Origin of the sequence: Curtobacterium citri (assembly GCF_030362955.1) — a bacterium.
GTDB lineage: Bacteria > Actinomycetota > Actinomycetes > Actinomycetales > Microbacteriaceae > Curtobacterium > Curtobacterium citri.
The window spans coordinates 182,108-207,190 of sequence record NZ_JAUCML010000006.1 but is presented as its reverse complement, the minus strand read 5'-3'; the positions used below and the strand labels follow the sequence as shown (position 1 = coordinate 207,190).

27 protein-coding genes are annotated in these 25,083 nt (G+C 72.1%); 20 read left to right on the top strand and 7 right to left on the bottom strand.

Annotated elements, in window-relative coordinates; all coding sequences use genetic code 11:
• Positions 1–103: 103 nt before the first annotated feature.
• Positions 104–1,075 carry an aldo/keto reductase gene (locus QUG92_RS11340; protein WP_289459135.1) on the bottom strand — a complete coding sequence of 324 codons (972 nt, stop codon included), beginning with the start codon at positions 1,073–1,075 and terminating at the stop codon, positions 104–106.
• 98 nt (positions 1,076–1,173) lie between these two features.
• Here QUG92_RS11340 and QUG92_RS11335 point away from each other — a divergent pair, with 98 nt between their 5' ends.
• Positions 1,174–1,566 carry a ChaB family protein gene (locus tag QUG92_RS11335; protein ID WP_069710999.1) on the top strand — a complete coding sequence of 131 codons (393 nt, stop codon included), beginning with the start codon at positions 1,174–1,176 and terminating at the stop codon, positions 1,564–1,566.
• A gap of 57 nt (positions 1,567–1,623) precedes the next feature.
• Complete coding sequence (locus tag QUG92_RS11330; RefSeq protein WP_289459134.1) at positions 1,624–2,592, top strand: beta-ketoacyl-ACP synthase III; 969 nt, start codon at positions 1,624–1,626, stop codon at positions 2,590–2,592.
• A gap of 147 nt (positions 2,593–2,739) precedes the next feature.
• Here the strand turns inward: QUG92_RS11330 and QUG92_RS11325 are convergent, their stop codons facing one another.
• From QUG92_RS11325 to QUG92_RS11300, 6 genes are all read right to left on the bottom strand, one after another.
• Complete coding sequence (locus QUG92_RS11325) at positions 2,740–3,681, bottom strand: hypothetical protein (protein ID WP_289459133.1); 942 nt, start codon at positions 3,679–3,681, stop codon at positions 2,740–2,742.
• Positions 3,682–3,753: 72 nt separating this feature from the next.
• Positions 3,754–4,668, bottom strand: coding sequence for a type IV toxin-antitoxin system AbiEi family antitoxin (locus tag QUG92_RS11320; RefSeq protein WP_289459132.1), 915 nt, complete (start codon positions 4,666–4,668; stop codon positions 3,754–3,756).
• A 275-nt stretch (positions 4,669–4,943) separates the two neighbouring features.
• Positions 4,944–5,312, bottom strand: a complete 369-nt coding sequence (gene fliW, locus QUG92_RS11315) for a flagellar assembly protein FliW (RefSeq protein ID WP_182046738.1) — start codon at positions 5,310–5,312, stop codon at positions 4,944–4,946.
• On the bottom strand, positions 5,309–6,190 hold the full coding sequence (locus tag QUG92_RS11310; protein WP_289459131.1) for a flagellin N-terminal helical domain-containing protein: 882 nt from the start codon (positions 6,188–6,190) through the stop codon (positions 5,309–5,311). The genes fliW and QUG92_RS11310 overlap by 4 nt, the downstream gene beginning before the upstream one ends.
• A gap of 2 nt (positions 6,191–6,192) precedes the next feature.
• The gene (flgK, locus tag QUG92_RS11305; RefSeq protein ID WP_289459130.1) at positions 6,193–7,608 is read right to left on the bottom strand and encodes a flagellar hook-associated protein FlgK; all 1,416 of its coding nucleotides are present in this window, start codon (positions 7,606–7,608) and stop codon (positions 6,193–6,195) included.
• A 7-nt stretch (positions 7,609–7,615) separates the two neighbouring features.
• Complete coding sequence (locus tag QUG92_RS11300; RefSeq protein ID WP_182046735.1) at positions 7,616–8,101, bottom strand: flagellar protein FlgN; 486 nt, start codon at positions 8,099–8,101, stop codon at positions 7,616–7,618.
• Positions 8,102–8,559: 458 nt separating this feature from the next.
• Here QUG92_RS11300 and QUG92_RS11295 point away from each other — a divergent pair, with 458 nt between their 5' ends.
• The 18 genes from QUG92_RS11295 to QUG92_RS11210 all read left to right on the top strand — a co-directional run bounded on the left by QUG92_RS11295 (position 8,560) and on the right by QUG92_RS11210 (position 24,845).
• Entirely contained in the window at positions 8,560–9,375 is an 816-nt protein-coding gene (locus QUG92_RS11295) for a sigma-70 family RNA polymerase sigma factor (RefSeq protein ID WP_289459129.1), read from the top strand.
• Between the two features lie 121 nt (positions 9,376–9,496).
• A complete protein-coding gene (locus tag QUG92_RS11290) occupies positions 9,497–10,708 on the top strand; it encodes a flagellin N-terminal helical domain-containing protein (RefSeq protein WP_289459128.1) in 1,212 nt (403 codons plus the stop codon).
• A gap of 97 nt (positions 10,709–10,805) precedes the next feature.
• Positions 10,806–12,209 (top strand): flagellar filament capping protein FliD, encoded by a 1,404-nt coding sequence (fliD, locus tag QUG92_RS11285; RefSeq protein WP_289459127.1) that lies wholly within the window; start codon positions 10,806–10,808, stop codon positions 12,207–12,209.
• An 11-nt stretch (positions 12,210–12,220) separates the two neighbouring features.
• Entirely contained in the window at positions 12,221–12,697 is a 477-nt protein-coding gene (gene fliS, locus QUG92_RS11280; RefSeq protein ID WP_083263636.1) for a flagellar export chaperone FliS, read from the top strand.
• Positions 12,687–13,016 carry a hypothetical protein gene (locus QUG92_RS11275; protein WP_289459126.1) on the top strand — a complete coding sequence of 110 codons (330 nt, stop codon included), beginning with the start codon at positions 12,687–12,689 and terminating at the stop codon, positions 13,014–13,016. Before fliS ends, QUG92_RS11275 begins: the two co-directional genes overlap by 11 nt.
• Before the next feature lie 311 nt (positions 13,017–13,327).
• A complete protein-coding gene (locus QUG92_RS11270; protein WP_069710987.1) occupies positions 13,328–13,672 on the top strand; it encodes a flagellar basal body rod protein FlgB in 345 nt (114 codons plus the stop codon).
• Positions 13,669–14,064 carry a flagellar basal body rod protein FlgC gene (locus QUG92_RS11265; protein WP_069710986.1) on the top strand — a complete coding sequence of 132 codons (396 nt, stop codon included), beginning with the start codon at positions 13,669–13,671 and terminating at the stop codon, positions 14,062–14,064. The genes QUG92_RS11270 and QUG92_RS11265 overlap by 4 nt, the downstream gene beginning before the upstream one ends.
• Positions 14,064–14,408, top strand: coding sequence for a flagellar hook-basal body complex protein FliE (gene fliE, locus QUG92_RS11260; RefSeq protein ID WP_069710985.1), 345 nt, complete (start codon positions 14,064–14,066; stop codon positions 14,406–14,408). Before QUG92_RS11265 ends, fliE begins: the two co-directional genes overlap by 1 nt.
• Positions 14,408–16,084 (top strand): flagellar basal-body MS-ring/collar protein FliF, encoded by a 1,677-nt coding sequence (fliF, locus tag QUG92_RS11255; protein WP_289459125.1) that lies wholly within the window; start codon positions 14,408–14,410, stop codon positions 16,082–16,084. Before fliE ends, fliF begins: the two co-directional genes overlap by 1 nt.
• Positions 16,081–17,130 carry a flagellar motor switch protein FliG gene (gene fliG / locus QUG92_RS11250; RefSeq protein ID WP_182046729.1) on the top strand — a complete coding sequence of 350 codons (1,050 nt, stop codon included), beginning with the start codon at positions 16,081–16,083 and terminating at the stop codon, positions 17,128–17,130. The genes fliF and fliG overlap by 4 nt, the downstream gene beginning before the upstream one ends.
• Positions 17,123–17,761 (top strand): FliH/SctL family protein, encoded by a 639-nt coding sequence (locus tag QUG92_RS11245; RefSeq protein WP_289459124.1) that lies wholly within the window; start codon positions 17,123–17,125, stop codon positions 17,759–17,761. The genes fliG and QUG92_RS11245 overlap by 8 nt, the downstream gene beginning before the upstream one ends.
• Positions 17,758–19,089, top strand: a complete 1,332-nt coding sequence (locus QUG92_RS11240) for a FliI/YscN family ATPase (protein ID WP_289459123.1) — start codon at positions 17,758–17,760, stop codon at positions 19,087–19,089. Before QUG92_RS11245 ends, QUG92_RS11240 begins: the two co-directional genes overlap by 4 nt.
• Complete coding sequence (locus QUG92_RS11235) at positions 19,089–19,520, top strand: flagellar FliJ family protein (RefSeq protein ID WP_069710981.1); 432 nt, start codon at positions 19,089–19,091, stop codon at positions 19,518–19,520. Before QUG92_RS11240 ends, QUG92_RS11235 begins: the two co-directional genes overlap by 1 nt.
• Positions 19,517–20,263, top strand: coding sequence for a C40 family peptidase (locus QUG92_RS11230; protein WP_182046725.1), 747 nt, complete (start codon positions 19,517–19,519; stop codon positions 20,261–20,263). The genes QUG92_RS11235 and QUG92_RS11230 overlap by 4 nt, the downstream gene beginning before the upstream one ends.
• 5 nt (positions 20,264–20,268) lie before the next feature.
• On the top strand, positions 20,269–21,660 hold the full coding sequence (locus QUG92_RS11225) for a flagellar hook-length control protein FliK (RefSeq protein WP_289459140.1): 1,392 nt from the start codon (positions 20,269–20,271) through the stop codon (positions 21,658–21,660).
• A gap of 22 nt (positions 21,661–21,682) precedes the next feature.
• Complete coding sequence (locus QUG92_RS11220; protein WP_069710978.1) at positions 21,683–22,114, top strand: flagellar hook assembly protein FlgD; 432 nt, start codon at positions 21,683–21,685, stop codon at positions 22,112–22,114.
• Positions 22,115–22,169: 55 nt separating this feature from the next.
• Positions 22,170–23,345 carry a flagellar hook protein FlgE gene (locus QUG92_RS11215; protein ID WP_069710977.1) on the top strand — a complete coding sequence of 392 codons (1,176 nt, stop codon included), beginning with the start codon at positions 22,170–22,172 and terminating at the stop codon, positions 23,343–23,345.
• 195 nt (positions 23,346–23,540) lie between these two features.
• Positions 23,541–24,845 (top strand): tyrosine-type recombinase/integrase, encoded by a 1,305-nt coding sequence (locus tag QUG92_RS11210; RefSeq protein WP_289459122.1) that lies wholly within the window; start codon positions 23,541–23,543, stop codon positions 24,843–24,845.
• Positions 24,846–25,083: the final 238 nt, after the last annotated feature.

The following is a 25,083-nucleotide window of genomic DNA, read 5'->3' as shown; positions in this document are numbered from 1 at the left end:
CCCGGGTCCCGTCTCCTCGCCCGCCGCGTAGCCCGGCGGGAGGGGTGGGGGGGGGGGGGGCCCGCCGCCACCGCGCCTCCCGTCCGACGGTCGCGTCAGCGACTCACCAGGCGTAGTCCTCCGGCGAGGTCTGGTGCCCCGGGAAGATCTCGTCGAGGCGCGCCAGCGCCGCCTCGTCGAGACGGATGTCGACGGCGCGGACCGCCGACTCCCACTGCTCCATGGTGCGCGGGCCGGTGATCGGCGCGGTGACGCCCGGCTGGTGCAGCAGCCACGCCAGGGCGAGCTCGCCCGGGGTGTGGCCGAGCTCCTTCGCGAACGACTCGTAGGCGGTGAGCTGGTCGCGGTGGCCCTCGACGTACTCGGCGCTGCGGCCGGAGAGGCGGCGGGACCCGTTCTCGGTCTTCTCGATGACGCCACCGAGCAGGCCGCCCTGCAGCGGCGACCACGGGATGACGCCGAGGCCGTACTCGCGGGCGGCCGGCAGCACCTCGCGCTCGACGTCGCGGACGACGAGGTTGTAGATCGACTGCTCGCTGACCAGGCCGAGCGTGCCCCGACGGGCGGCGGCCTCCTGCGCCTGGGCGATGTGCCACCCGGCGAAGTTCGAGGAGCCGACGTAGAGGACCTTGCCCTGCTGCACGGCGACGTCGATCGCCTGCCAGATCTCGTCCCACGGGGTCGCCCGGTCGACGTGGTGGAACTGGTACAGGTCGACGTGGTCGGTCTGCAGCCGGCGGAGGCTGGCGTCGAGCGACTGCCGGATGTTCAGCGCGCTGAGCTTGCCACCGTTCGGCCAGTCGATCATCTCGCCGTAGACCTTGGTGGCGAGCACGGTCTTCTCGCGCCGGCCGCCGCCCTTCACGAACCAGCGGCCGATGATCTCCTCGGTGGCGCCCTTGCCCACCGAGCCGCCGTAGCCGTTGGCGGTGTCGAAGAAGTTCACGCCGAGCTCGTGCGCCCGGTCCATGATCGCGTGCGAGTCGTCCTCGCTGGTCTCCGGTCCGAAGTTCATGGTGCCGAGCACCGCCCGTGACACCGACAACCCTGTCCGTCCGAGGTGTGTGTAGTCCATCACCCCGGTCTACGCGCGTCGCGGTGTGCGGACCAGGCCCTGCGGGTACCGGTCACGTGCGGGGCGTAGAACGGGAGGTCCCGACGGAAGGAGCCGCCATGCCGGCCAAGGACGAGATCCCGAGCACCCTGCAGCGGTCGCCGGAGCACGCGCAGGAGATCTTCGCGAAGACGCTCGACTCGGCGAACGAGACGTACGGCCCCGGCGAGCGGGCGCACCGGACGGCGTTCGCCGCGGTCAAGCACGAGTACGAGAAGGTCGGTGACCACTGGGAGGAGAAGGAGTCCTCCGGCCCGTCCGACGACGGCGCAGCCGGCACCCGCGGGTCGGGGGAGACCCAGGGCGGTGTCGATGCGAACGCGACCAAGGCACACCTCATGGAGGTCGCGAAGCGGCTCGACGTGCACGGGCGATCGACGATGGACAAGGACGAGCTCGTGCAGGCCATCAAGCACGCGAACGACCGGGCGACGGCGGCCGCGCGGAAGTGAGCCGGTGCATGCCGTGCCCGGCATGAGCGGTCCGGTCGGGGGAGTAGCGTGCCGCGGATGAACACCCCAGCACTCCGTGGCAGCCGGATCCTCGGGTTCGGCCACCACCAGCCCTCCCGTGTCCTGACGAACGACGAGCTGTCGACCATGGTCGACACGAACGACGAGTGGATCACCACCCGCACCGGCATCAAGACCCGCCGCATCGCGGGGCCGGACGACAGCGTCGTGTCCCTGGCGATCGAGGCCGGCCGCAACGCGATCGCCGACGCCGGTCTCCAGCCGTCGGACATCGGACTGGTCATCGTGGCCTCGACGACGCACCGGGAGCGGTCGCCGTACACCGCCGGCCGGGTCGCCGCCGCGCTCGGGATGACGAACGGTCCCGCGCCCATCGACATCAACACCGCCTGCAGCGGCTTCGAGTACGCGATGGCCCTCGCCGACCAGTCGATCCGGGTCGGCGCCACCGACACCGCGCTCGTGATCGGGTCGGAGACGCTGTCGAGCATCGCCGACTGGACGGACCGCTCGACCTGCGTGCTCGTCGGCGACGGAGCCGGCGCCGCGGTACTCGGTTTCGCCGACACTGCGGAGATCGGGCCGGTCTCGTGGGGGAGCGTGCCGCACCTCAACGAGGCCGTGCTCGTCACGCGCGACCCGGAGTACTTCACCCAGCAGGGGCGCTCGATCTACCGCTGGGCCATCACCGAGGCCGAGGGGCACGCCCGTGCGGTCGTCGAGGCCGCGGGGCTCACGATGGACGACATCGAGGTCTTCGCCTTCCACCAGGCGAACCTGCGGATCATCGAGCCGTTGGCCGAGGCGCTCGGCGGAGCGGACAAGTACGTCGTGCGGGACGTCGTCGAGTCGGGGAACACGTCCGCGGCGAGCGTGCCGCTCGGCCTGTCGAAGGCGTGGCAGCGCGGGGAGCTGCCCGAGGACGCGCTGGCGCTGCTGTTCGGCTTCGGGGGCGGGTTCGCGCACGCCGGGCAGGTGGTGCGGACGCCGAAGCGGCGTGCGTGACGGCGTGATCCGCTGACGGACGGGAGGCGCGGTGCCGGCTGGCACCGCGCCTCCCGTCGGTCAGCGCGCGGCTCGATGGGTCGGGACGGGCTGCGTGCGGTCGAGCTGGGCTCGGCCGGGCTGTGCTCGGCTGGGCTCGGCCGGTCGTCAGTCGCGGTCGTCGCGGCGCGGCGTCTCCGCCCAGAGGTCCTCGTCGTCGCGGTCCTTCCGACGCCACGGCAGCGCACGGCGTTCGCGGTCGCCCGACTTGTCCGGCTTGTCCGCCTGGTCCGCCTGGTCCGTCTTGTCCGCCTTGTCCGACGCCTTCCGGTCCTTCGTCGGCTTCGCCTCGAGCACGACGGTGAAGTGCCGCGGCGGCAGGCCGAAGCCCTCGCGCGACGCCTGGATGACCCGCTTGCCGAGGGCGTGGTTGCCCAGCCCACCGACGGCGGCGCCGATCCCGAACGGCAGCGCACGACCGAGCACCGACGTGCCCTGGCGGGCGGCGAAGCGCTTGATGAACTGGTCGCGGACCTTGCCCCCGATGCCGCTGACCACCTGCTTCGGCAGCGTCGAGGTCACCATCTCGCCCCAGAACGCGTTCCGTGCCGGGCCACCGGCGGCCTGGCCGGCGAGCTGCTTCACGAGCTGCGTCCCCGGGGCGCCGAGGATCAGGGCCATCACGAGCGTGCGCGACCGCTCCGGGTCGTCGAGAGCGATGCCGTGCACCTCGGTGATCGACTGTGCGAACAGGGCGGTCGTCTCGAGGAACCCGACGGTCTCCGCACCGCTCAGGCCCAGGGCCGCGACCATGCCGACGCCGGGGATCACCGCGCTCGCACCGACGGCGGCACCACCCGTCGTGACGGCGGTCAGGTACTGCCGCTCGAGGATCTGGACGATCTCGGCCGGGCTCGCGTCCGGATGCCGGCGGCGCAGGGCGTTCACGTGCGCGACGACCACGGGGCGCTGGACGGCGATGACGCGGTCGAGGATCTTCGTCCACCCGCCGGGACCGTCCGGCGTGGGGGTCCGGTCGTCGCGGGAGTCGGACTGGACCGGGGCGGGCGGCATCGGCACGATCGCCCCGTCGTTGTGCTGTCGGGCCATGCGGGTGACGGTACGCCCGGGCGGTGGGAACTCCTCCGGGATCCTCGGCCGGCGGCACCGCGCGTGCGGGTCTCACGAGCACGGCACCCCGGCCCGGAGGAGCTTCGCGCGCAGGCGTTCCGGTTCCACGAGGTCCGTCCAGACCACCCGGACGACCGTCCGTACCTCGGGGAACGAGCGCACGAAGTCCTCGCGCTGCTTCTCCTGCCAGTGCGCGGCGGCGACGTCGGCGGCGGCCGTGCCGTACTTCGCGCGACCGTCCACCTCGACGACGACGCCGTGGTCGGGGAACCAGAAGTCGACCACGGCGGTGCGCTCTCCGGGCCGCGAGAAGACGTGCTGCTGCTCTGGCTCCGGCGTCCCGAGCAGCCGGAAGCGCACGCGGCACATCGACTCCGCCGGCGAGTCCGAGCGCGGCGACCCCATCGCCACGGCGGACGCCGCCTTCGACCGACCCTTCGGCCCGAGCAGTCCGACCTCTCGACCGAGGTCCTCGGTCGTGGCGCACCGCCACCGCAGGACGTGGTCGAGCACGGGCAGTGCGAGCAGCAGCGGGCGGCTCGAGGCGATGTCGACCGCCGTCCGCGCCGGGGACGTCGTCGGGAGTCCGCGGTGGTCCCGGTGGTCGGACGGCGGCCTGCCCGCGACGCCGTGCCGCACGAACCAGGCACTCACGCGTGTCCCGTCGGCCGTCGGGTCTGCCACGTGCACGCGGGACGGCCAGCTGCCCACGACGGGGAGGCCGAGCACGGCACAGGCGGACTCGTGGCTGAGTCGGTCCTGCGGGCGGAGCCGGGGGAGCGAGGCGCGGACGAGCAGCACGTGCCGTTGATCCGGTCGCAGCCCGGTGGTGCTCCCGCGGCGGACGAGGACCCCGGGGCGGATCCGTTCGTACTCGCCACGCGCCGTCGCTCGTTCGAGTGCGCGTCGCTCCGCGCTGGGCAGGTGCGCCGTCCGCACCAGGTCGATGTCGTCCGCCTCGGTCATGCTCCGAGCCTGGCGGTGGGGGAGCGGCGCCGCAGGACGACGGCGCTGCCGGTGGGGAACGACGACCGGACGGCGTCCTGTGCAGGACGATGCCCTGTCGATGCCCGCGCATCATGCGACACGGCACACGTCGATCGACGCGCGGCATGTCGAACGATGCACGCGCATCCGATGCGGACGCAGGAAGCGACGTTGCACGTGTGGATCGACGCGCGCGATGTCGCAGGACGCGCGCGACGCAGAGCGCCGCGACGCCGCGCGCCGAGCCCCGCGCGCTACCGCCGGGCGAGCTCCGCGCGCAGCGGCAGGTCCTGGTCCTCGAGGATGAACTGCGCGCCGACCGCCGTGCGGCCGTTCACCACGACGGGCGCGAGCAGGTTCACGGTCGTCCCGTCCTCGCCGGGGTTCGCCACGACGAGCAGCATCGCGTCGGCGGCGTCGGTCAGCCCGATCGTCGTCGCCTGCTCGTCCGTCAGCTCCGGCGCGTAGTCGGGCAGGTGCACGGCCGCGTCGAGCAGGTAGAGCCGCGCGTCGCCGCCGGTGAGCGCGAAGAGCCCCTCGGCACCCTCGACCGGGGCGAGCGCGAAGACGGGTTCCGGCGACAGCCCGAACGGCGGGACGGGGAAGGTCAGGTCGATGCTCATCGGAGGTAGTCCATCAGGGTCGGCTGCAGGACCTTCGCGGTGACGGCGAGGGCTGCCTGGTAGGTGGTCTGCTGCACCTGGAGGTCGAGGACGGCACCGGCGAGGTCGAGGTCCTCGATCCCGGCGCGGCGGTTCTCGAGCGACACCGAGGCGGTCTTCAGCGTGTCCTGTGCGGCGAGGGCGGCGGCGTGCCGGACCCCGACGTCGGCCTGTGCGGCGCGGACCGAGTCGATCGCGGTGTCGAGGTCGTTCAGCCTGGGGTTCACGTTCACGCCGTCCTGGAGGTCCGCCACGATGCGGTCGATCGCCGCGAAGGCCGAGGTGTCCCCGGTGCCGAAGGCCGCGGCGCCGGAGGTGTCGACGCGGATGGTCCGGTCGTCGCCCACCCGGCGGGTGACCGCGGTGGTGGCGGCGGCCCATCCGGCGTCGTCGGTGTGCGCGGCAGCGGCCGTGGACGACCCGGCGAACACGGAGCGGGTGCCGTACTTCGTGTTGGCGGTCGCCTCGAGATCGGCCTTGAGGGCACGGAACTGGGTCACGAAGGCGTCGCGGTCGGTGTCGCCCATCGTGCCGGAGTTCGCGGCCTGCACGGTGAGGTCGCGGACCTTCGTCAGCACGGAGTACGCGCTGCCGAGGGTGCTGTCGGTCGTGGCGAGCCAGCCGACGGCGTCGTCCGCGTTCCGCGTGTACTGCGCGGCGGCCGCCTGCTCCTTCCGCACCTGCATCGAGGCGCCGGTGCCCACCGGGTCGTCGGAGGGCTTCGCGATCGCCTGCAGCGTGGTGGCGCGCTGGGTCGCCTCGGCGACGCGCGCGGCGTTCGCCTGCAGGCGCTCGCCGGCCGCCGCCATGGTCATCTGGGTGGTCACTCGGGTGATCACGGTCAGCCCCTCCCGACGATGCCGACGCGGTTGATGAGCGTGTCGAGCATCTCGTCGACCGCGGTGAGGACGCGCGCCGCGCCCTGGTAGGCGTGCTGGTAGCTGAGCAGGTTCACGTTCTCCTCGTCGAGGTCCACGCCGGCACCCGACTGCTGCTGCGTGCGGGCGCTGGTGAGCGCGAGCCCGGTCAGCGTCGTCTCCGATGCGGCCGTCCGGGAGGCGCTGCCCACCCCCGCCACGAACGTCGCCCAGGTGCTGTCCGCACCACCGACGACCGACCCGAGTCGCGAGAGCGCATCGGCGAACGAGTCGTCGAGTTCCCCCGCCGCGTTCCGCGTCGCCAGGCCGCTGCCGTCCGTGGGGACGACCGACAGGCCGCGTGCGGCCGGGGTCCCCGTCGCGAGCGCGAAGAACGGCGCTCCGGTGGCGCCACCGGGGCTGGTCCCCTGCGCGTGTGCCGCGTTGACGGTCGACGCCAGCTGCGTCGCCACCCGGTCGTAGGACGCGGACGCCTCGGCCAGTGCGCCGCCCGTGCCGCCGGAGGCCGGTGCGAGCAGGGTCAGCGCCCCGCCGATCGACCCGCCGTCGAGGCCGACCGTGCCGGCGCTGCCGGAGGTCCACCGCAGGGTGACGGGCTGCCCGTCGGCGAGGCGTGCGCCGCCCTCGAGGGCGACGGTGCGGACGGTGTCGCCCTGCACGAGCGGGTTGCCGCCGAGCAGCACGTCGACCGTGCCGTCGGTGTTGGTGCGGACGGTGCCGCCGGCGAGGCCCGCGATCTGCTGCGTCAGCTGGTCGCGCTGGTCGAGGAGCTCGTTCGCGTTCCCGCCGCCGGCAAGCGTCGCCCGGATCCTCCCGTTGAGGTCGGCGACCTGCGCGGCGGTGTCGTTGAGCTGGCCGACCTGGGTGGCGGCGGTGGCACGGACGGTGGACCACTGGTCCTCGACGGCCCGCGAACCGCTCGCGAGGGTGCTCGCGACGGTGGACGCCGCGGCGATCACGGCGGAGGCGGCACCGGGGTCGTCCGGGTGCGCGGCCAGGTCGCCCCACGACGACCAGAAGCCGTCGAGCTTCGTGGCGAGGCCGTTCTTCCCGGGCTCCTGCAGGCCGTCCTCGAGCGTGGACAGCGCGGTCGCCCGGGTCTGCGCCCACGACGACGATCCGGTCGCGGCCCGGACCCCGGCGTCGAGGGTCAGGGAGCCGAGGCGCGCGATGCCGTCGACGGACACGCCCTGCCCGGCGAGGGCCGCGGTGCCGCGGACGAACCCGGTCTGCACGGCGGGCACGGACGACTGCGTCACGCGCTGGCGGGTGTAGCCGACGGTGCCGGCGTTCGCGATGTTCTGCCCGGTGACGTCGATGCCGGCGCGTGCGGCGGTCAGGCCGGAGTAGGCGGTCGCGAGGGATCCGAAGGTGCTCACCACGGTGCTACAGGGTCCCCTCGAACAGGCGGGCGCCGTCGGCGCGGGAGCCGGAGGTCCCCGATGCGTCGTACGTCGCGGCGTCGGTCACGGTCCCGGCGAGGGTCTCCTCGGTGGACTGGGCGGCCGTGCGGAGGAAGCGGTCGTTCTCGTCGCGGAGCGCGCCGATCTGGCTGGTCAGCTCGACCATCGCCGTCAGGTGCGCGGCGAGGATCTCGCCCCAGGGTCCGTTCGGTGCGGCTGCGACGACGTCGCGCAGGGGAGCAGCGGGGTCGACGCCCCACTCCTCGGCGACGGCGGCGCTCGACGCGGCCCGCTCGAGGCCGGTGCTGCGGAGGCGCTCGAGGACCTGCTCGACCTCGCGGCTGGCGTGCGAGACCCAGCGGGAGCGGCCGGCGGCGAGCAGGAGCTGCTCCTCCTCGAGCTTGAACGTCAGCAGTTCGAGCAGTTCACGCTCGCGCCAGAGGACGGCGGACAGGTCGTTCACGCTCATGGCTCCTCCCGGTACGGGTTCGGTGTCGGCGACGTTCGGGTCGTTCCGGTCCGCCTTCCGGTGGACACCGACGACTATCGGTCCGGCGGGGCGCGACGTAAGCGGCTTCCGGACAGCGCGCCGATCCGGACCCGGCCGAGCCGCGCCTCCCGTCCGGCCGTACCGGACCCAGATCGGGGGACAATCTCGGCGGTTCCGGGGCGGATGTCCGCCGAAGTGCGGACCGCTCCGGCCCGTCGTCCCCCCGCACTGGGGACGTTCCCAGCCTCCCCGGGGACTTTCCCAGCCGATACATTCGAACCGCACCGCGGGGGACACCCCGCACCGCGTCGCAGGGACGCGGAACGCACCGCCCGGAGGATCCGGGTGGTTCTTCGACGACCGCGCCGGCCTCCCGAGGGCCGGTGTCCGTCGTGCCCACGGACGGGTCAGTCAGCAGGTCGACCAGGGGAACACACATGGACCGCAACGCACGCAACGCGATGATCGTGGAGCACCTGCCGCTCGTCGGCTACATCGTCGCCGACGTCCGGGCGCGTGCCACCCACCTCGACCGCGACGACCTGGCCGCCGTCGGGTCCCTCGCGCTCGTCGCCGCAGCGGAGTCGTTCGACCCGGACCTCGGCGTGCCGTTCGGTGCCTACGCCCGCACCCGGATCAACGGCGCGATCGCCGACGACATGCGCTCCGCCGACTGGGCCTCCCGAGGCACCCGGAAGCGCATCCGCGAGACCCTCGCCACGCAGGAGGCGCTGTCCGCCCGGCTCGGTCGGTCGGTCGGCGTGCAGGAGATCGCCGATGCCATGGGCGTCGACCGCGACACCGCCGCCGCCGCGATGGCCGACGCCGCCCGCACCGTCAGCCCCATCGACGAGACCGTGCACGACACGGTGGCGACCGACCAGCCGCTCCCCGGCGAGGACCTGCTCGAGGCCGAGAAGCGCCGCTACCTGCGCGCCGCCGTCGCCGCGCTGCCGGAGCGCATGCGGTACGTCGTCGAGAGCGTGTACTTCGGCGACCGCTCGGTGACTGAGGTCGCCGCGGAGCTCGGGATCACGCACTCCGCCGTGTCGCAGCAGCGCTCCGAGGCGATGCGGCTCCTGCGCGACGGCCTGGCCGAGCACTACGGCGACGGCACCGCGGTCGAGCCGGTCTCCCGCACCACCGCCGCCCGCCGCAGCGCGTACCTCGCCCGGGTCGCCGCGAACGCCGCCGCCGGTGTCGCGCGGGCCGTGCACGACGCCTCCGCACCGACGGCCGTCGCGGCGGGCTAGCCCTTCGGCGAGGGAAATCTCGCCGATCCCCTAACGACCTCGGCCCGACGGCCGAGAGTCCCGGATGTCAGCCCATGGACGGGCAGGCACCACCACCCAAGGATTCACGGAGGAAACCACCATGGGTATGTCCATCAACACCAACCTCTCGGCACTCAACACGTACCGGAACCTCAGCTCCACGCAGAACGACCTGTCGAAGTCCCTCGAGAAGCTCTCGACCGGTCTCCGCATCAACCGTGCTGCCGACGACGCTGCCGGTCTGTCGATCTCCGAGGGGCTCAAGTCGCAGGTCGGTGGCCTCACGGTCGCGGCCCGCAACTCGCAGGACGGCATCTCCGTCGTGCAGACCGCTGAAGGTGGCCTCACCGAGACCCACTCGATCCTCCAGCGCATGCGTGACCTGGCCGTCCAGGCCGGCAACGACTCGAACAACGACGCCTCGCGCAAGGCGATCTCCACCGAGGTCGGCGAGCTGCAGAAGGAACTCGGCCGCATCTCGTCGTCGACGAACTTCAACGGCATCAACCTGCTCGACGGTTCCGCCAACGGCGGCACCGGCAAGCTGGCGTTCCAGGTCGGCGCCAACGGCGACAAGAGCAGCCAGATCGTCGTCGACCTGAAGGGCGCCGACGTGTCGGCGATCGCGAAGGCCCTCGGCTCCGGTGACACCGCCGCGACGGGCAGCTCGTTCGCGATCGACCTTTCCAAGCTCGACGGGTCGAAGGCGGCGACGTTCGTCTCCACCGACGCCAACGGCACGAAGACCTCGGTCTCGACGGGCCAGCTCAAGGGTGCGGACGGCAAGGACGTCAGCACCTTCACCAGCGTCGACGACTACGCGGCTGCACTGTCGCGTGACGACGCCTTCTCGGCGAAGTTCACGGTCAGCGTCGAGAAGGACGCGAACGGTGCTGGTACGGGCATCGTCGTGTCGGCGCGTGACGGCGGCAAGCTGCTCGACGCCGACAACGCGACGGTCGCTGCAGCCGGGATCGACGCCGGCAAGGAGGGCACGTCGGTCACCGGTGGCGTCAAGTTTGACACCGCCGCGAACGCCCAGGCCGCGATCAAGCTGATCGACCAGCAGATCTCCGCCGTGTCGTCGGCTCGTTCGAGCCTCGGTGCGGTCCAGAACCGCTTCGACCACGCCATCAACGTGACGAACGTGGCCAAGGAGAACCTGACGGCCGCCGGCTCGCGCATCACCGACGTCGACATGGCGCAGGAGATGGTCAAGTACACCCGCGACAACATCCTGAGCCAGGCCGGCACCTCGATGCTCGCGCAGGCGAACCAGAGCACGCAGGGCGTGCTCTCGCTCCTGCGCTAGCGGACCTGACGCCGTCGTCCGGGGGAGTTCGAGTCCTCCGGGCGGCGGCGTCGCCGTACCCCCACCACGTCCACCACCCCACGGCAGGGAGCCACCGATGTCGACGTCGTCCGTGTCGGGCAACAGTCTCGCGATCGACGGCCTGGTCAGCGGTCTCAAGACCACCGACCTCATCAACTCGCTGATGACGATCGAGCAGGTCCCGCAGACCCTGCTCAAGAGCAAGCTCACCTCGACGAACTCGTTCATCTCGTCGCTGCAGACCATCAACTCGCTGGTGCAGACCCTGGCGACGAAGGCCGGGGACGCGTCGAAGGCCGCCTCGCTCGACGTCTTCTCCGCGAAGAGCTCCTCGTCGGGCGTCAGCGTCACCACGGGCGCGGACGCGAGCGCCGGCTCCCTCAGCTTCCAGGTCGGTTCCACGGCCTCCGCACAGGTCGCGGTCACCGCGGCGTCGACGACGTGGTCGTCCGCCGCCGAGCCGCTGACCCTCGTCGGTGCGGACGGCAAGCAGACCACGTTCACCCCGGCGTCGGGGTCCCTCGACGACACCGTCGCTGCGATCAACAAGGCCGGCGCCGGTGTCACCGCGACGAAGGTCGCCTCGGGCAGCGCCGCCGACGGCACGAAGACGTTCCGGCTGCAGCTCACCGCGACGACGACCGGCGCGGCCGGGGCCTTCTCGCTCTACCGGGGGACCGGGGACGAGGTGACGGCGGGCACCGCGACCGACGTCTTCGCCCAGCCGGGCGCAGCGGTCGTCACGCCGGCGAAGGACGCGAGCGTGACCCTCTGGGCCGGCACCGCCGCCGCCCAGACCATCACGAGCGCCTCGAACACCTTCACGGACCTGCTGCCCGGTGTCGACGTCACCGTGTCCCAGCCCACGACCGACCCCGTCACCGTGACCGTCGCGCGCGACACGACGAAGGCGCAGTCGGTGGCCTCGGGGCTCGTCGACGCGCTGAACGCCGTGACCTCGTACTACGCGTCGAACACCGCGGTGACGAGCACGACGAGCCCGACCACGGGGACGACCTCGACGACCGCGGGCGTGCTCAGCGGCGACGGCACCACGCGCGACGTCGTGCAGCGCCTGACGGCAACGATGTCGGCGCCGGTGAACGGGAAGTCGCCGTCGAGCATCGGCATCGTGATCACGAAGGACGGCTCGTTCACCTTCGACGCCACCGCGTTCCAGAACGCGCTCGCGTCGGACCCCGCGGGCACCCAGGCGGTCCTGTCGGGCGTCGCGGCGAACGTCGGGGCCGCCGCCACGGCCGCGTCCGACAAGTACAACGGGTCGATCACGACGTCCATCACCGGGCAGCAGTCCGTGGCGAAGGACCTCACGACCCAGATCGACAACTGGACCGACCGGCTGACCCTGCGCCGCGCCACGCTGCAGGCGCAGTACTCGGCCCTCGAGACCAGTCTCAGCAAGCTCCAGTCCCAGTCCTCCTGGCTCTCCAGCCAGCTGGCATCGACGTCGACGAGTTGACGGGAACGACCATGAACGCGTTCGACCTGCAGTCCGCCGCCTTCCGGCAGGCCGCCCAGCCCCGCACCGTGACCGACCAGCGTCGCGCGCAGTACACGAACGAGGCCGTGCTCTCGGCGACGCCGGCGCAGCTCGTGACCATGCTGTACGACCGCCTGCTCCTCGACCTGCACCGTGCCGAGGCCGCGCAGACGACGTCCGACTGGGAGACCGCGCGCGAGCAGCTCCTGCACGCCCAGGCCATCGTCGGCGAGCTGTCCTCGACGCTCCGCATCGACGTGTGGGACGGCGGCGAGGGACTGCTGGCGATCTACAACTACGCTTCCACGTCGCTCATCACCGCGAACGTGCACCGTGACGTGCAGGCGACGCGGGACTGCATCCGGATCCTCGAACCGCTCCGGCAGTCGTGGCACGAGGCCGCCGCGGCACTGCCGGCGGCGCAGACCGTGTCGACCGGCACCGGGGGAGCGCTCGGTGTCGCCTGAGACGCCCGCGCTCGCGCCCGGGTCGGCACCCGTGCACGAGCAGGAGGCCGCGGCCCACGACGCCTGGGTGACCACGCTGGACGCGCTCGAGCGCGACCTGTCCGCCGACGCGACCACGACGTGGACCGAGCCGACCGGGCTGGGACCGGTGCCGCGCGACCTGGTGGGGCGTGCCTCCCGGCTGCTCGCCGCGCAGCGTGACCGCGCCGCCGACCTCGAGACGGAGCGACGGCGGACGCTGGAGCACCTCGGCGCGCTCCGCCGGGTCGCGGAGACCGACGAGCCGCGCGGGTCCGTGTACCTGGACGCCTCAGCCTGACCGGACCGCGACGGTGCGCGTGTCGATCGACGTGCGGGACGTCGCACGATGCGCACGCACTGGATGCACGCGCACGGGACGACGATCCACGTGTCGATCGACACGTGCTGTGTCGCAGAACGCGCGCCGACCACGCGCGAGCGCACCCGTGCCGCACCCGGCCCCCCGTTCGGGGCGAGCACTTACGCCGCCGACGGCCGCCGTCGATAGCGCACCTCGAGCACGGATCGCTCACCACTCCCGGCCACGGATCGGCCACCTCCAACCCGGCGACGTCGGACGACGTCGCGCACCGAGGGGACCGGTCCCACGTGTTCGATTCCGTGACGAGCGTCGCGCTGCAGAGTGCGCTCGACGGGCTGTCGCTGCGACAGCGCACCATCGCGAACAACATCGCGAACATCAACACGCCGAACTACCGCGCCGAGAAGGTCCGCTTCGAGGACGCCCTCGCGGACTCGATCGTGCACGGCGACGGACACGCGACGGCGACGACGGCCCGGAGCCTCGAGCCGACGAACACGAACGGCAACAACGTCAACCTGGACCAGGAGACGCTGTCGAACATCGACACCGTGCTCCGGTACCAGTTCGCGACGCAGGCGGTCGGTGGCGAGGCCACGAGCCTGCGCACGGCGATGCGGACGAACTCGTGACGACCTTCGACGCGATCGGCATCGCGAGCACCGGCCTCACCGTGCACCGGAAGTGGCTCGACGCGATCTCGGACAACATCGCGAACGTCAACACCGTCCGGTCGATGGACGACTCCGCCTTCCAGGCCCGCTACGTCGAGGTCCAGGAGGGCGCCGGCACCTCGGGCGCCTACGTCAAGGGGGCCGCGTTCGGCAGCGCCGCCGGTCGCGTGACGTACGACCCGGACAACCCGCTCGCGAACGCCGAGGGCTACGTCCGCATGCCGGACATCGACCTCGGCACGCAGATGGCGGACCTCATCATGGCCCAGCGCGGCTACCAGGCGAACGCCGCCGTGGTCGACCGTGCGAAGACCGCCTACGAGGCGGCACTGCAGATCGGGAAGAACTGATGCCCATCGACGCACTGAACGGTGTGACCACGAACGCGATGACCCGCGCCTTCGGCGGGACCGACGTCACCGGCACCGCGCCCTCGACCGGCACCACCGGCACCGGCGCCGCGACCGCGACCGGGGACGGGTTCGCGAGCAGCCTGACCAACGCGGTCGACGGCCTGCAGGAGCTGCAGAGCACGTCGAAGACCCTCGCGCTCAAGGCCGTCACGGGCAACCTCGACGACATCCACGACGCCACCATCGCGTCCACGCGCGCCCAGGTCACCCTCGAGCTCGTCGCCGCCGTCCGCAACAAGGGCGTCGACGCGTTCAACGAGATCATGCGGATGCAGGCCTGATGCCCGCCGCGATGCAGAACGCGTGGGCCCGCCTGACGGGCTACGTCAAGGGCTTCTCCGCCGCACAGCGCACGATCGCCGTCATCGGCATCGCCGCGCTGGTGCTCGGCGGCGTCGCGCTCGCGAGCTTCCTCGGCAAGGCGTCCTACGCGCCGCTCTTCACGGGTCTCGCCGCGGCGGACGCCAGCTCGATCACCGACCAGCTGCAGACCGACGGCGTGCCGTTCCAGCTGACGGACGGCGGCGCGACGATCCTCGTGCCGCAGGACAAGGTCTACTCGGAGCGGCTCAAGGCCGCGTCGAACAACCTGCCGTCCTCGAACGAGGGCGGGTACTCGCTGCTCGACAAGATGGGCGTCACGAGTTCCGAGTTCCAGCAGGACGTCACGTACAAGCGGGCGATCGAGGGCGAGCTGGCGAAGACCATCTCGGCGATGGACGGCGTCAAGACCGCCACCGTGCAGCTCGCGATCCCGGAGAAGACCGTGTTCGTGTCCGAGGAGAAGGACCCGACCGCGTCGGTCTTCGTCGCGACCGAGAACGGCACCCAGCTGACGACGGACCAGGTGCAGTCGATCGTGCACCTGACCAGCGCGGCGGTCGAGGGCATGCAGCCCACCGACGTGTCGGTCGTCGACCAGAAGGGGCAGACCCTGTCGGCCGTCGGCACCGGCGCGACCGGCAGCGGGGCCGACCAGGCCGCCGACTACGACACCACGACGCGACAGAAGATCCAGGACCTGCTCGACACGACGCTCGGCCCGGGCAACGCGAGCGTGGTCGTCTCGGCCACCATGAACCAGGAGTCCGGCACCCGGACGTCGGAGAGCTTCGCGCAGCCCACGAGCGGCCCCGTCGCCCTCAACGAGTCGAGCACGAAGGAGCAGTACGGCTCCGGTTCCGGCGCGGGTGCGGGTGCGACCGGGGTCCTCGGCCCGGACAACATCGCCGTGCCGAACGGCACCGCGAACGGCACGAACGGCACCGCGGCCTCCGGCGACGGCGGCTACGAGAACGAGTCGACGACGAAGAACAACGCCGTCGACAAGACGACCGAGACGACGCAGATCCCGGCCGGCGGCGTGCAGCGCCAGACCATCTCGGTCGCGCTGAACTCCCGTGCCCAGTCGGTGCAGAACGCGAACCTGCAGAGCATCAACGACCTCGTGTCGGCGGCGGCCGGAGCGGACAACACCCGCGGCGACCAGGTCCGCGTCGCGATGATGGACTTCGACGACACCGCCGCCAAGGACGCCGCGAAGGCACTGCAGCAGCAGCAGCAGGACGAGCAGCAGCAGGCCATGTGGTCGACCATCCGCACGGCCGGCATCATCGCCGCGGTCCTCGCCGCCGCGGTCGTGCTGGCGATCGTCCTGGCCCGTCGCGGTCGCCGCCAGTCCCGCGAGGCGGTGGACGTCGGCGAGCTCGACGCCTTCGCCGGTGAGACGTTCGAGCTGCCGCTCGGCGTCGAGGACGACCTGGCACTCGGCGACGTCGACGCGCCGACGGTCGCCCTGCCGACCCTGCCGCACGACGACGCCCCGACCGAGGTGCTCACGACCGACGAGATCAGCGCCGAGCGTCGCCGCCAGGAGATCTCCGCCCTCGCCGAGCGCGACCCGAAGCGCACGGCCGACCTCCTCCGCGGCCTGCTCGACGACCGGACCTCGGTGTGAGCGCCCTCGTCCCGGTCCCCGCGGGCGGCGGGACCGCCGACCGCGCCCTGACCGGCTCGCAGAAGGTCGCGCTCATCCTCATGCAGATGGAGACCGAGCGCGCCGCCGAGGTGATGAAGCAGTTCACCGAGCTCGAGGCCGAGGAGATCTCCGCCGAGATCGTGCGCATGCGTCGGGTCGACGACACGGTCGTGGACCGGACGATGTCCGAGTTCCACCGCATCACCCAGCGCGGTCGCGTGCAGAAGCGCGGCGGCAAGGACGCCGCGCTCGGGCTGCTCGAGGCGTCGTTCGGGTCCGAGCGCGCCGCGGGTGTGATGGACCGGCTCGCGTCGAACCTCGCGGGCCAGTCGTTCGAGTTCCTCGACGACGCCGAACCCGGCCAGGTCGTCAGCCTGCTCGAGGGGGAGCTCCCGCAGACCATCGCCCTCGTGCTCGCGCACCTGAAGCCCGGGCAGGCCAGCGCCGTGCTCGCCGGCGTCGACGACCGCACGCGGACGGACGTCGCGCAGGCGTTCGCGACGATGGGCACCGCCACCCCGGAGGCCGTCGGCATCGTCGCCGGGGTGCTGCGGCAGCGCGCCGGCGCGGTCGTGTCGCCGCGCGAGAGCGTCGAGGTCGTCGGCGGCATCGCGCCGCTGGTCGAGATCATCAACCGCTCCGACGTCGCGACCGAGAAGGCCGTGCTCGAGGGACTCGAGGCGCGCGACCCCGAGCTCGCCGAGGACATCCGGTCGCGGATGCTCACCTTCGAGGACATCGTCAAGCTCGAGTCGCGCGACATCCAGCAGGTGCTGCGCGGCATCGACTCGAAGCTGCTCGCGACCGCGATGAAGGGTGCACCCGCGCCGGTCGTCGAGACCATCCGCGCGAACGTCTCCGAGCGCAACCGCTCGGTGCTCGACGACGAGCTGCAGAACATGGGGCCGGTCCGCGTGTCGCAGGTCGAGGAAGCGCGCGCCGAGGTCGTCCGCTCCGTCCGCGAGCTCGAGGCCCAGGGCACGATCACCGTCCACCGCGCCGAGGAGGACGAGCTCGTTGACTGACACCGTCGTCCAGCGCGTCGCGTTCCCGGTCCTCGGGAGCGCGACCACGCGCGACCTCGCCGCCGCTGCGGACGTCCGGGGGCACGCCGCCGGCTACGCGGCCGGGCTCCGCGCCGCGCAGGCCGAGACGGACGCGCTCCGCGCCCGGCTCGAGGCCGAGCACGCCGCGCGCCTCGCCGCGCTGCACGCCGAGGCGGTCCGTCGCGTGCAGGTCCTCGACGCCGCCACCGCCGCGCTGCTGTCGCAGGTCGTGCCGGTCCTGCGGGACGCGGAGGAGTCGCTCGTGCAGGCGTCCCTCGACCTCGCCGAGGCCGTCGTCGGGTACTCGGTCCGCACCGCCAGGTCGGCGGCCGACGGTGTCGACGACGGCCGGGAGGCGCCGCCCGCCCCCGGTGCGGAGGCCACCGTCCGGCGCGCACTCGCCGCGGTCGACGCGACGGTCGCCCTGGCCGTCCGGGTCAGCCCCGCCGACGCGGCGCGTGTCGCCGACGCAGGACTGACGGTCCCGGTGGTCGGCGACCCGTCGCTCCGCGACGGCGACGCCGTCGTGGACCTGCCGGACGGGATGCTCGACGCGCGGCTCGGCGCCGCGCTCGACCGCGCCCGCGACGCCCTCGGGGTGACCCGGTGACCGCGACGCTCCTCCGCCCGCGCGGCCTCGACGAGGCCGTCGCGCAGGCCGGCCCGCAGCGCGTCGGCGTCGTCACCAGTGCGGTGGGCCTCGGGCTCACCGTCGCGGGCCTCGACGCCCGCATCGGCGACGTCGTCACGGTCGGCGCCGACGACGGCCCGCAGACCGCCGTCGAGGTCGTCGCCACCGACGCCACCGGCGTCCGGTGCATGCCGCTCGGCCGCCTCGTCGCCGTCACCGCCGGGACCCCGGTGCGTCCGACCGGTCGGCCGGTGCTCGTGCCGACCGGTGCCGGGCTGTTCGGGCGCGTGCTCGACGGCCTCGGCCGGCCGATCGACGACCGCGGGCCGCTCGACACCGACGGCTGGGTGCCGCTCGACCACCCGACCCCGAACGCCATGGCGCGGACCCGGATCGACGCGCCGATGCAGCTCGGCGTCCGGGTGCTCGACACCCTGACCACCGTGGGGCGCGGGCAGCGCATGGGCCTGTTCGCCGGGTCCGGTGTCGGCAAGTCGTCGCTGCTGTCGATGATCGCCCGCGGCAGCGACGCCGCGGTCAACGTCATCGCCCTCGTCGGGGAGCGCGGGCGCGAGGTCCGCGAGTTCCTCGAGGACGACCTCGGCGCCGAGGGGCTCGCCCGTTCGATCGTCGTCGTGTCGACCTCGGACGAGCCGGCCCTCATGCGCCTGCGCGCCGCGTTCGTCGCCACCCGCATCGCGGAGTCCTTCCGCGACGCCGGGCAGGACGTCGTGCTCATGATGGACTCGCTCACCCGCGTCGCGATGGCGCAGCGCGAGATCGGCCTGTCCGTGGGGGAGCCGCCGGCCACCCGGGGGTACCCGCCGTCGACGTTCTCGGTGCTCGCCGGACTGCTCGAGCGCGCCGGGACCGACCGCGTCGGGAGCATCACCGGGCTGTACACCGTGCTCGTCGACGGGGACGACCACAACGAGCCGATCGCCGACAGCGCCCGCAGCATCCTCGACGGGCACGTCGTGCTGGACCGGAAGCTCGCCGTCACCGGGCACTTCCCGTCGGTCGACGCCCTCGGGTCGATCTCCCGCGTCGCCTCGAAGGTCACCGAGCCGTGGCAGCGCGCCGCGGCGACTGCGCTCCGGAAGGTGATGGCGGCCCGGCGGAACGCGCAGGACCTGCTCGACGTCGGGGCGTACCAGCGCGGATCGAACCCCCTCGTCGACGCCGCCGTGGACCACCAGGACACCATCGACGCGTTCCTGCGCCAGGGGATGGACGAGCAGGCGGACGCCGACACGTCGTGGCGCGCGCTCGACGCCCTCGTCGCACGGCTGGGGGTGGCCGCCTGATGGCCCGACGCTTCCCCCTCGCCGGGCTCCTCCGCCTCCGGCATGCCGAGCAGGACCGCGCGGCGGCCGCCCTCGCCGCCGCCAACGACCGGGTCCGGGACGCCGCCGACGCTCGGATCGCGGCCCGCCGGAACCTCGCCGACCGCGAGGAGACCAGCGCGGTGACCGACGCGGCGACGCTCAGTGCCCTCGCCGCGGCGCGCGCCTCGACACGGGGCATGCTCGAGGAGCTCGACGCCGTCGCGCGGTCGCGACGCACCGAGGCCGACGAGGCCCAGACCACGTACAACACCGCGCGGCGTGCCGCCCTGGGGCTCGAGAAGCTCGAGGCGCACCACGACCGGGAGCAGGCAGCCGAGGACCTGCGCACCGAACAGAACGCCCTCGACGAGATCGCGGCACGACGCCGCACGGAAGGTGGTGCCCGATGAGCGTGGACGCCGTGCTCTCCCGGATCGCCGAGATCCGCACGCAGATCGACGCCCTGCGCGCACCGACGACCGACCGGACGAACGGCTCGACGACCGGCTCGACCGCCTCGACCGAGGCGTCGACCGGCGCGTTCGCCGACGCCCTCGCCACCGCGTCCGCTCCCGGGGGCGCGTCCGCCGCGGCGACCGCTGCGGGGACGGCACCGGCGACCGCCGCCCCCGCGACCTCGGTCGACGCCGGGCGCGGCACCCTCGCGACCGGCAGCGGCGCCACCGGGTCCGACGTGGTCGCCGCCGCGAAGAAGTACCTCGGGGTGCCCTACGTGTTCGGTGGGGAGAGCCGCTCCGGGATGGACTGCTCGGGCCTCGTGCAGACGGTGTTCAAGGACCTCGGGGTCACCATGCCCCGCGTCGTGCCGGACCAGGCGGACATGGGCGTGCCGGTCGGATCGCTCGCGGAGGCGAAGCCCGGCGACCTCATCATCCCGAAGGGCGAGCAGCACATCGTCATCTACGTCGGCGACGGCAAGGTCCTGCACGCACCGCGTCCGGGCAAGGACGTCCGCATCGTCGACAACTGGTACAAGGACTCGGACATCGCGACCATCCGTCGCATCGTGCCGAGCGAGGCGGCCGCACCCGCGGCGGTCCCGGCGGCATCGTCGGCGACCGCGCTGCAGTCCGCGACGGACCTGCAGACGGCGGCCCTGCTGTCGATGATGCGATCGGGGAGCGCCGCGTGAGCACGATGACGATCGCGGCCCCTCCCGCACGCCCCGCCGCTCCCGCGAGCCCCGCCGGCGCGCAGTCCGGTGCGGGTACGTCGTCCGTGCCGTTCGACGCCGCCCTCGCCGCCGTCACCGGGACCGGAGCGGACTGCGTGCAGCAGCCCGGCCCGGATCGCTCCGGCACGGAGGACGCCACCACGACCGCTCCCGCCGTCGTCATCCCGGCCGTCGTCGCTCCGGCCGTCGTCGCTCCGACCGTCGCCGTGTCGGCCTCGCTCGTCGACCCGGCCCTGCTCGGGGCGCTGCCCGTCCCGACCCCGGTGCCGACCGTGCCCGTCGACGCCGCTGCTCCCGCGACGAGCGCGCCGACCGCCCCCGCGGCGGGGGCCACGGCCCTCGCCCCGGCACGCGCCGACGCGTCGTCCGTCGCCGCCCTCGCCGTGCCCGCCGCAGGCCGGACCACCACGGAGGACGTCGCCGGCAGCGCCGGTACCGCGTCGGTGGTCCCGGCGCCCGTGCCCTCGACCCCGAGCAGCAGCACCGCCCCGGCGGCGAGCGGAGCCGCGACGAGCAGCCCCCTCCCGACCGCGACCGGGGTGCCCGGACGCGCCCTCGCGGCGCAGCCGGTCGGTCCGGCGACCCCGACCCCGGAAGACGCCCCCGCCGGTGCACCCGCCCTCACTGCCGCCCCGGCGACCCCGACGCCGGGTGCCGGCGTCCCGGTCGCCGCCCCGCAGCGCGACGCCGCGGAGGCCGTCCGTCCGGGCCAGCCGGCCCCGGCGGCGACGGCCGCGACCACCGGTGCACCGGTCGTGTCGACCAGACCGGCCACCGGGGGCAGGACCGGCCACGGGGCGGACCGCGGGCCGACCGGGCAGGGCGACGCGGGCCTCCCGGCCGTGCTCCCGACCCGCGGCGGCGAGACGCCGTTCGTGGTCCCCACCCCGGCGTCGACTGCGCCGGCGACCGTCGCCGGTGCCGCCACGGCGAACGCTCCGGCCCCGCTCGCACAGCAGCTCACACGTCCGCTGTTCACCCTCGCGCAGGCGGGTCCGGGGGAGCACGTCGTGACCGTGCAGGTCTCGCCCGACGCGCTCGGTCCGGTGACGGTGCGCGCCCACGTCACCGCGCACGGGATGCACGTCGAGCTGTTCGCGGCGTCGGACGCGGGCCGTGACGCGGTCCGCCAGGTACTGCCCGACCTGCGCCGCGACGCCGCCGGCAGCGCGGTCGTGACCACGCTCGACCTGTCGTCGCAGAACCACCCCGACGCGCAGCCCGGCCGTGACGACCGGCGGACCCCCGCAGGTTTCCGACCGGAAGCCGGCCCGGAGGCCCGCCCCACCACGACCGCACCGGTCACCACCCGCCCGACCACCGTCCGATCCGTCGGACTCGACGTCCTCGCCTGACGCGGACCGAAGGAGGACCACCATGCCCCTCGACGGCATCACCGGATCGGTGGACGCGGCCACCCAGGCCGCCGCGGTCGCGCAGACCGCGAGCGCGAAGAAGTCCCAGACGATGGACTCCGAGGTGTTCATGAAGCTGCTCGTCACGCAGCTCCGGAACCAGGACCCGTCGTCCCCGATGGACACGAACCAGATGATCAGCCAGCAGACGCAGCTCGCGATGATGGAACAGGTCAGCAACCAGACCACGACGGCCAACGAGAACTTCTCGCTGCAGATGCGCATGGCCGCCGCGAACCTCGTCGGCAAGCAGGTCAGCTACACCGACGCCACGACCGGGACCGCGGTCTCGGGGACCGCCACCGCGGTGTCGTACGCCGCGAGCGTGCCGACCGTGACCGTGAACGGGAAGGAGGTCGACCTCGACGTGATCTCCGGTATCAAGTCCGCCTGACCCGCTCCCTCCTCCCTCTTCCCCACCTCGTCTTCCTTCCACGAAAGGTCGCACCATGCTCCGCTCGCTCTACTCCGGCATCTCCGGTCTCCGTTCGCACCAGCAGATGCTCGACGTCACCGGCAACAACATCGCCAACGTCAACACCGTCGGCTTCAAGTCGTCGACAACCGTCTTCCAGGACACCCTGTCGCAGATGACCCAGGGCGCCGGGGGACCGCAGACCGGCATCGGCGGCACGAACCCCGCACAGATCGGTCTCGGCGTGCAGGTCGCCGGCGTCTCGACCAACTTCGCCCAGGGTTCCGCGCAGGCCACCGGCAAGGCCACCGACCTGATGATCTCGGGCGACGGGTTCTTCGTGACGCGCCTCGGCAACGACACCGTCTACTCGCGGGCGGGTGCGTTCGACTTCGACGCGAACGGCCGCCTGGTCACGGCCGACGGCAAGATCGTCCAGGGCTACTCCGCCACGAACGGCGTCGTCAACGACGGCGGCGGCCTGAGCGACATCATGCTGCCGGTCGACGCGGCCGCCCCGGCGACCGCCACGAGCTCGGCGACGGTCAGCGGCAACCTGCCGTCGGACACCGCCGTCGGCCAGACGCTGAACCGCGACGCCACGGTCTACGACCAGTACGGCACCAAGCACACGCTGTCGCTCGGCTACACCCGCACCGCCGGCGGCTGGTCCGTCTCCGCCTCGAACGGGCAGGGCACCTCGGCCACCGGCGCGATCACCTTCGGCGCGGACGGCAAGATCACCAGCGGCCAGACCATGCAGGTGGGTGGGATCACCGTCGACATGACGCAGCTGTCCGGCTTCGCGACGCTCAACACCGCGTCGATCTCGTCGCAGAACGGCCACGAGGCCGGCTCGCTGCAGGGCTACTCCATCTCGAAGGACGGCACGCTCGTCGGTTCCTTCTCGAACGGGTCCTCGCTCGCGATCGGCCGCATCGCCCTCGCGACCTTCGCCAACCCCGCGGGCCTCGAGAAGACCGGGGCGTCGGGCTACCGCGCGACCGCGAACTCGGGCAACGCGAACGTCGGCGTCCCCGGGTCGGCCGGCATCGGCTCGCTCGCCTCGGGCACGCTCGAGATGTCGAACGTCGACCTGTCCCAGGAGTTCACGAACCTGATCGTGGCGCAGCGCGGGTTCCAGGCGAACGCGCGCATCATCACGACCTCGGACGAGGTGCTGCAGGAGCTGACGAACCTGAAGCGGTAAAGATCCGGAAAACCCCCCTGTCTCCTGCCCAAGGGCTGGCAGGGGGGTTTCTGCGTACTCATCCGGAATACCCCTGTCTCCAGCACCTTCGGCAGGCCATACTGGCCTCACCGAGCGGGAGGTCACCCAGTGGCGAGAGTTGGCGTGCACACGGGGGGTGCGTGGGATCCGAGCATCGTTCGACGTTTGCTCGGCGTGGTTCCGCATGACCTGCCACCGGTCTCCGCGCCCGTCATCACGATCGACGGGATCATAGAAAACGACGCAACAGCGTGGCTCCGCGAAGTCGATGCACGCTCCGGCCTCCGCAGGACTAAAACGGCACTCACCCGCGCCGACAGCCTCCGATCCTTCTTGAACTACGTCCTCGCGCAAAACACGTCGATCCGCGGTGCAACAAACGCGCACATCATCGGCTACATCCGTACCCGCACAACCGGACCGAAGCGAGTGTCCGGGAACACGATCGCTTCCGATCGCTCGACGATCCGCGGCTTCTACGAGTGGCTGCGCGACGAGCGCGGCATACCCCTCCCGATCACACTCGACGAATTGCGGACTCCCAACGGTCCAGTCCTCTCAATGCGTGAAGGACGAGGCATCCCGAAGGCCAGTGCCGCCCAGACACCTCTCGAGCCCCCACAGATCGACGAACTCCTCGCAGCCGCGACCACACGCAACAACGGCCAGAACTACACAGCAGCCCGCGACGCAGCCTTCATCTCACTCGGACTCGCTTGCGGCGCTCGAGCCGACACCCTCGCTCACCTTCTCACTTATGAGATTCCGGAGTCCCCTCGATCCACACTACGTAATCCCAGTCCAATCGAAGGCGACCTCATCGAGATGCGCCTTCCTGCCGCAGTGTCGAAGACGAATCGAGAAGTCGTCCTGCCCGCCATACGACGACACCTCGACCGTGTCCGCAGATTCATCAATCCGGAAACGGGGGCACGACGACACCAACTCGACCGGTGGACGCCTCCAGAGAACGCGATCCGGGTGGCAACCGGGCCGACCGCCAAGTTCCGCGGCATCGTTGACACGGACGGCAATCGGAGAAGCTTCAACACGATGACAGCAGAGGACCGACGGCGACTCGTCACAGAAACGAACGAACCAGCGATGATCTTCCTGACAGTGCATCGAGGGCGCCCCTTGAGTGAGCGCTCGGCCGAGGAGATCGTCAGCACGGTTTCCGCTGAAGCCGAGCACCGCGCTGAACAAGCCGGGACTGTCTTCCCCCACGTCACAACCCACGATCTCCGGGGAACCTACGCAACGCACCTCGCAGCGCTTTTCTACTTCGGGGTTCCGACCAGCGCTGGTCGAGACCTCGACGGCAAACCGCATCGCGTCAACATTCAATCCGCTGTGAAGATGGCATCGACCGGTCTCGGTCACATCAACGCGAGAACGACACAACTCTACATCCAACAAGTCGGACTGATGGCCGGCCAGTATTCGATCAATGCGTTCCTCGGACGGGAACAGCGATGAGGCAGGACAACGACCGCCTCTACCTCAGAGCGCGGAATACCGACCAACGCGGCGTCAACCCCAACTTCATCACAGAAGCCACGAGGACGCCGAGCGGGGACCTTCGCCTCATTGTCAGCGGATCCCGATACCCCATTTTGATCCGACAACTTAGAATGACCGAGGCAGGAGAACAACTCACCGAACATCTCCTTAGAACCATCCACCTGCACGGAGGCACGTGGGCATCCGCTACCAC

Excerpts from the sequence above, each read along its gene's own strand:
- QUG92_RS11340 (WP_289459135.1), bottom strand. The coding sequence starts at position 1,075 with ATGGACTACACACACCTCGGACGGACAGGGTTGTCGGTGTCACGGGCG.
- QUG92_RS11335 (WP_069710999.1), top strand. The coding sequence starts at position 1,174 with ATGCCGGCCAAGGACGAGATCCCGAGCACCCTGCAGCGGTCGCCGGAG.
- QUG92_RS11330 (WP_289459134.1), top strand. The coding sequence starts at position 1,624 with ATGAACACCCCAGCACTCCGTGGCAGCCGGATCCTCGGGTTCGGCCAC.
- QUG92_RS11325 (WP_289459133.1), bottom strand. The coding sequence starts at position 3,681 with ATGGCCCGACAGCACAACGACGGGGCGATCGTGCCGATGCCGCCCGCC.
- QUG92_RS11320 (WP_289459132.1), bottom strand. The coding sequence starts at position 4,668 with ATGACCGAGGCGGACGACATCGACCTGGTGCGGACGGCGCACCTGCCC.
- fliW (WP_182046738.1), bottom strand. The coding sequence starts at position 5,312 with ATGAGCATCGACCTGACCTTCCCCGTCCCGCCGTTCGGGCTGTCGCCG.
- QUG92_RS11300 (WP_182046735.1), bottom strand. The coding sequence starts at position 8,101 with ATGAGCGTGAACGACCTGTCCGCCGTCCTCTGGCGCGAGCGTGAACTG.
- QUG92_RS11295 (WP_289459129.1), top strand. The coding sequence starts at position 8,560 with ATGGACCGCAACGCACGCAACGCGATGATCGTGGAGCACCTGCCGCTC.
- QUG92_RS11290 (WP_289459128.1), top strand. The coding sequence starts at position 9,497 with ATGGGTATGTCCATCAACACCAACCTCTCGGCACTCAACACGTACCGG.
- fliD (WP_289459127.1), top strand. The coding sequence starts at position 10,806 with ATGTCGACGTCGTCCGTGTCGGGCAACAGTCTCGCGATCGACGGCCTG.
- fliS (WP_083263636.1), top strand. The coding sequence starts at position 12,221 with ATGAACGCGTTCGACCTGCAGTCCGCCGCCTTCCGGCAGGCCGCCCAG.
- fliE (WP_069710985.1), top strand. The coding sequence starts at position 14,064 with ATGCCCATCGACGCACTGAACGGTGTGACCACGAACGCGATGACCCGC.
- fliF (WP_289459125.1), top strand. The coding sequence starts at position 14,408 with ATGCCCGCCGCGATGCAGAACGCGTGGGCCCGCCTGACGGGCTACGTC.
- QUG92_RS11235 (WP_069710981.1), top strand. The coding sequence starts at position 19,089 with ATGGCCCGACGCTTCCCCCTCGCCGGGCTCCTCCGCCTCCGGCATGCC.
- QUG92_RS11230 (WP_182046725.1), top strand. The coding sequence starts at position 19,517 with ATGAGCGTGGACGCCGTGCTCTCCCGGATCGCCGAGATCCGCACGCAG.
- QUG92_RS11225 (WP_289459140.1), top strand. The coding sequence starts at position 20,269 with ATGACGATCGCGGCCCCTCCCGCACGCCCCGCCGCTCCCGCGAGCCCC.
- QUG92_RS11220 (WP_069710978.1), top strand. The coding sequence starts at position 21,683 with ATGCCCCTCGACGGCATCACCGGATCGGTGGACGCGGCCACCCAGGCC.
- QUG92_RS11215 (WP_069710977.1), top strand. The coding sequence starts at position 22,170 with ATGCTCCGCTCGCTCTACTCCGGCATCTCCGGTCTCCGTTCGCACCAG.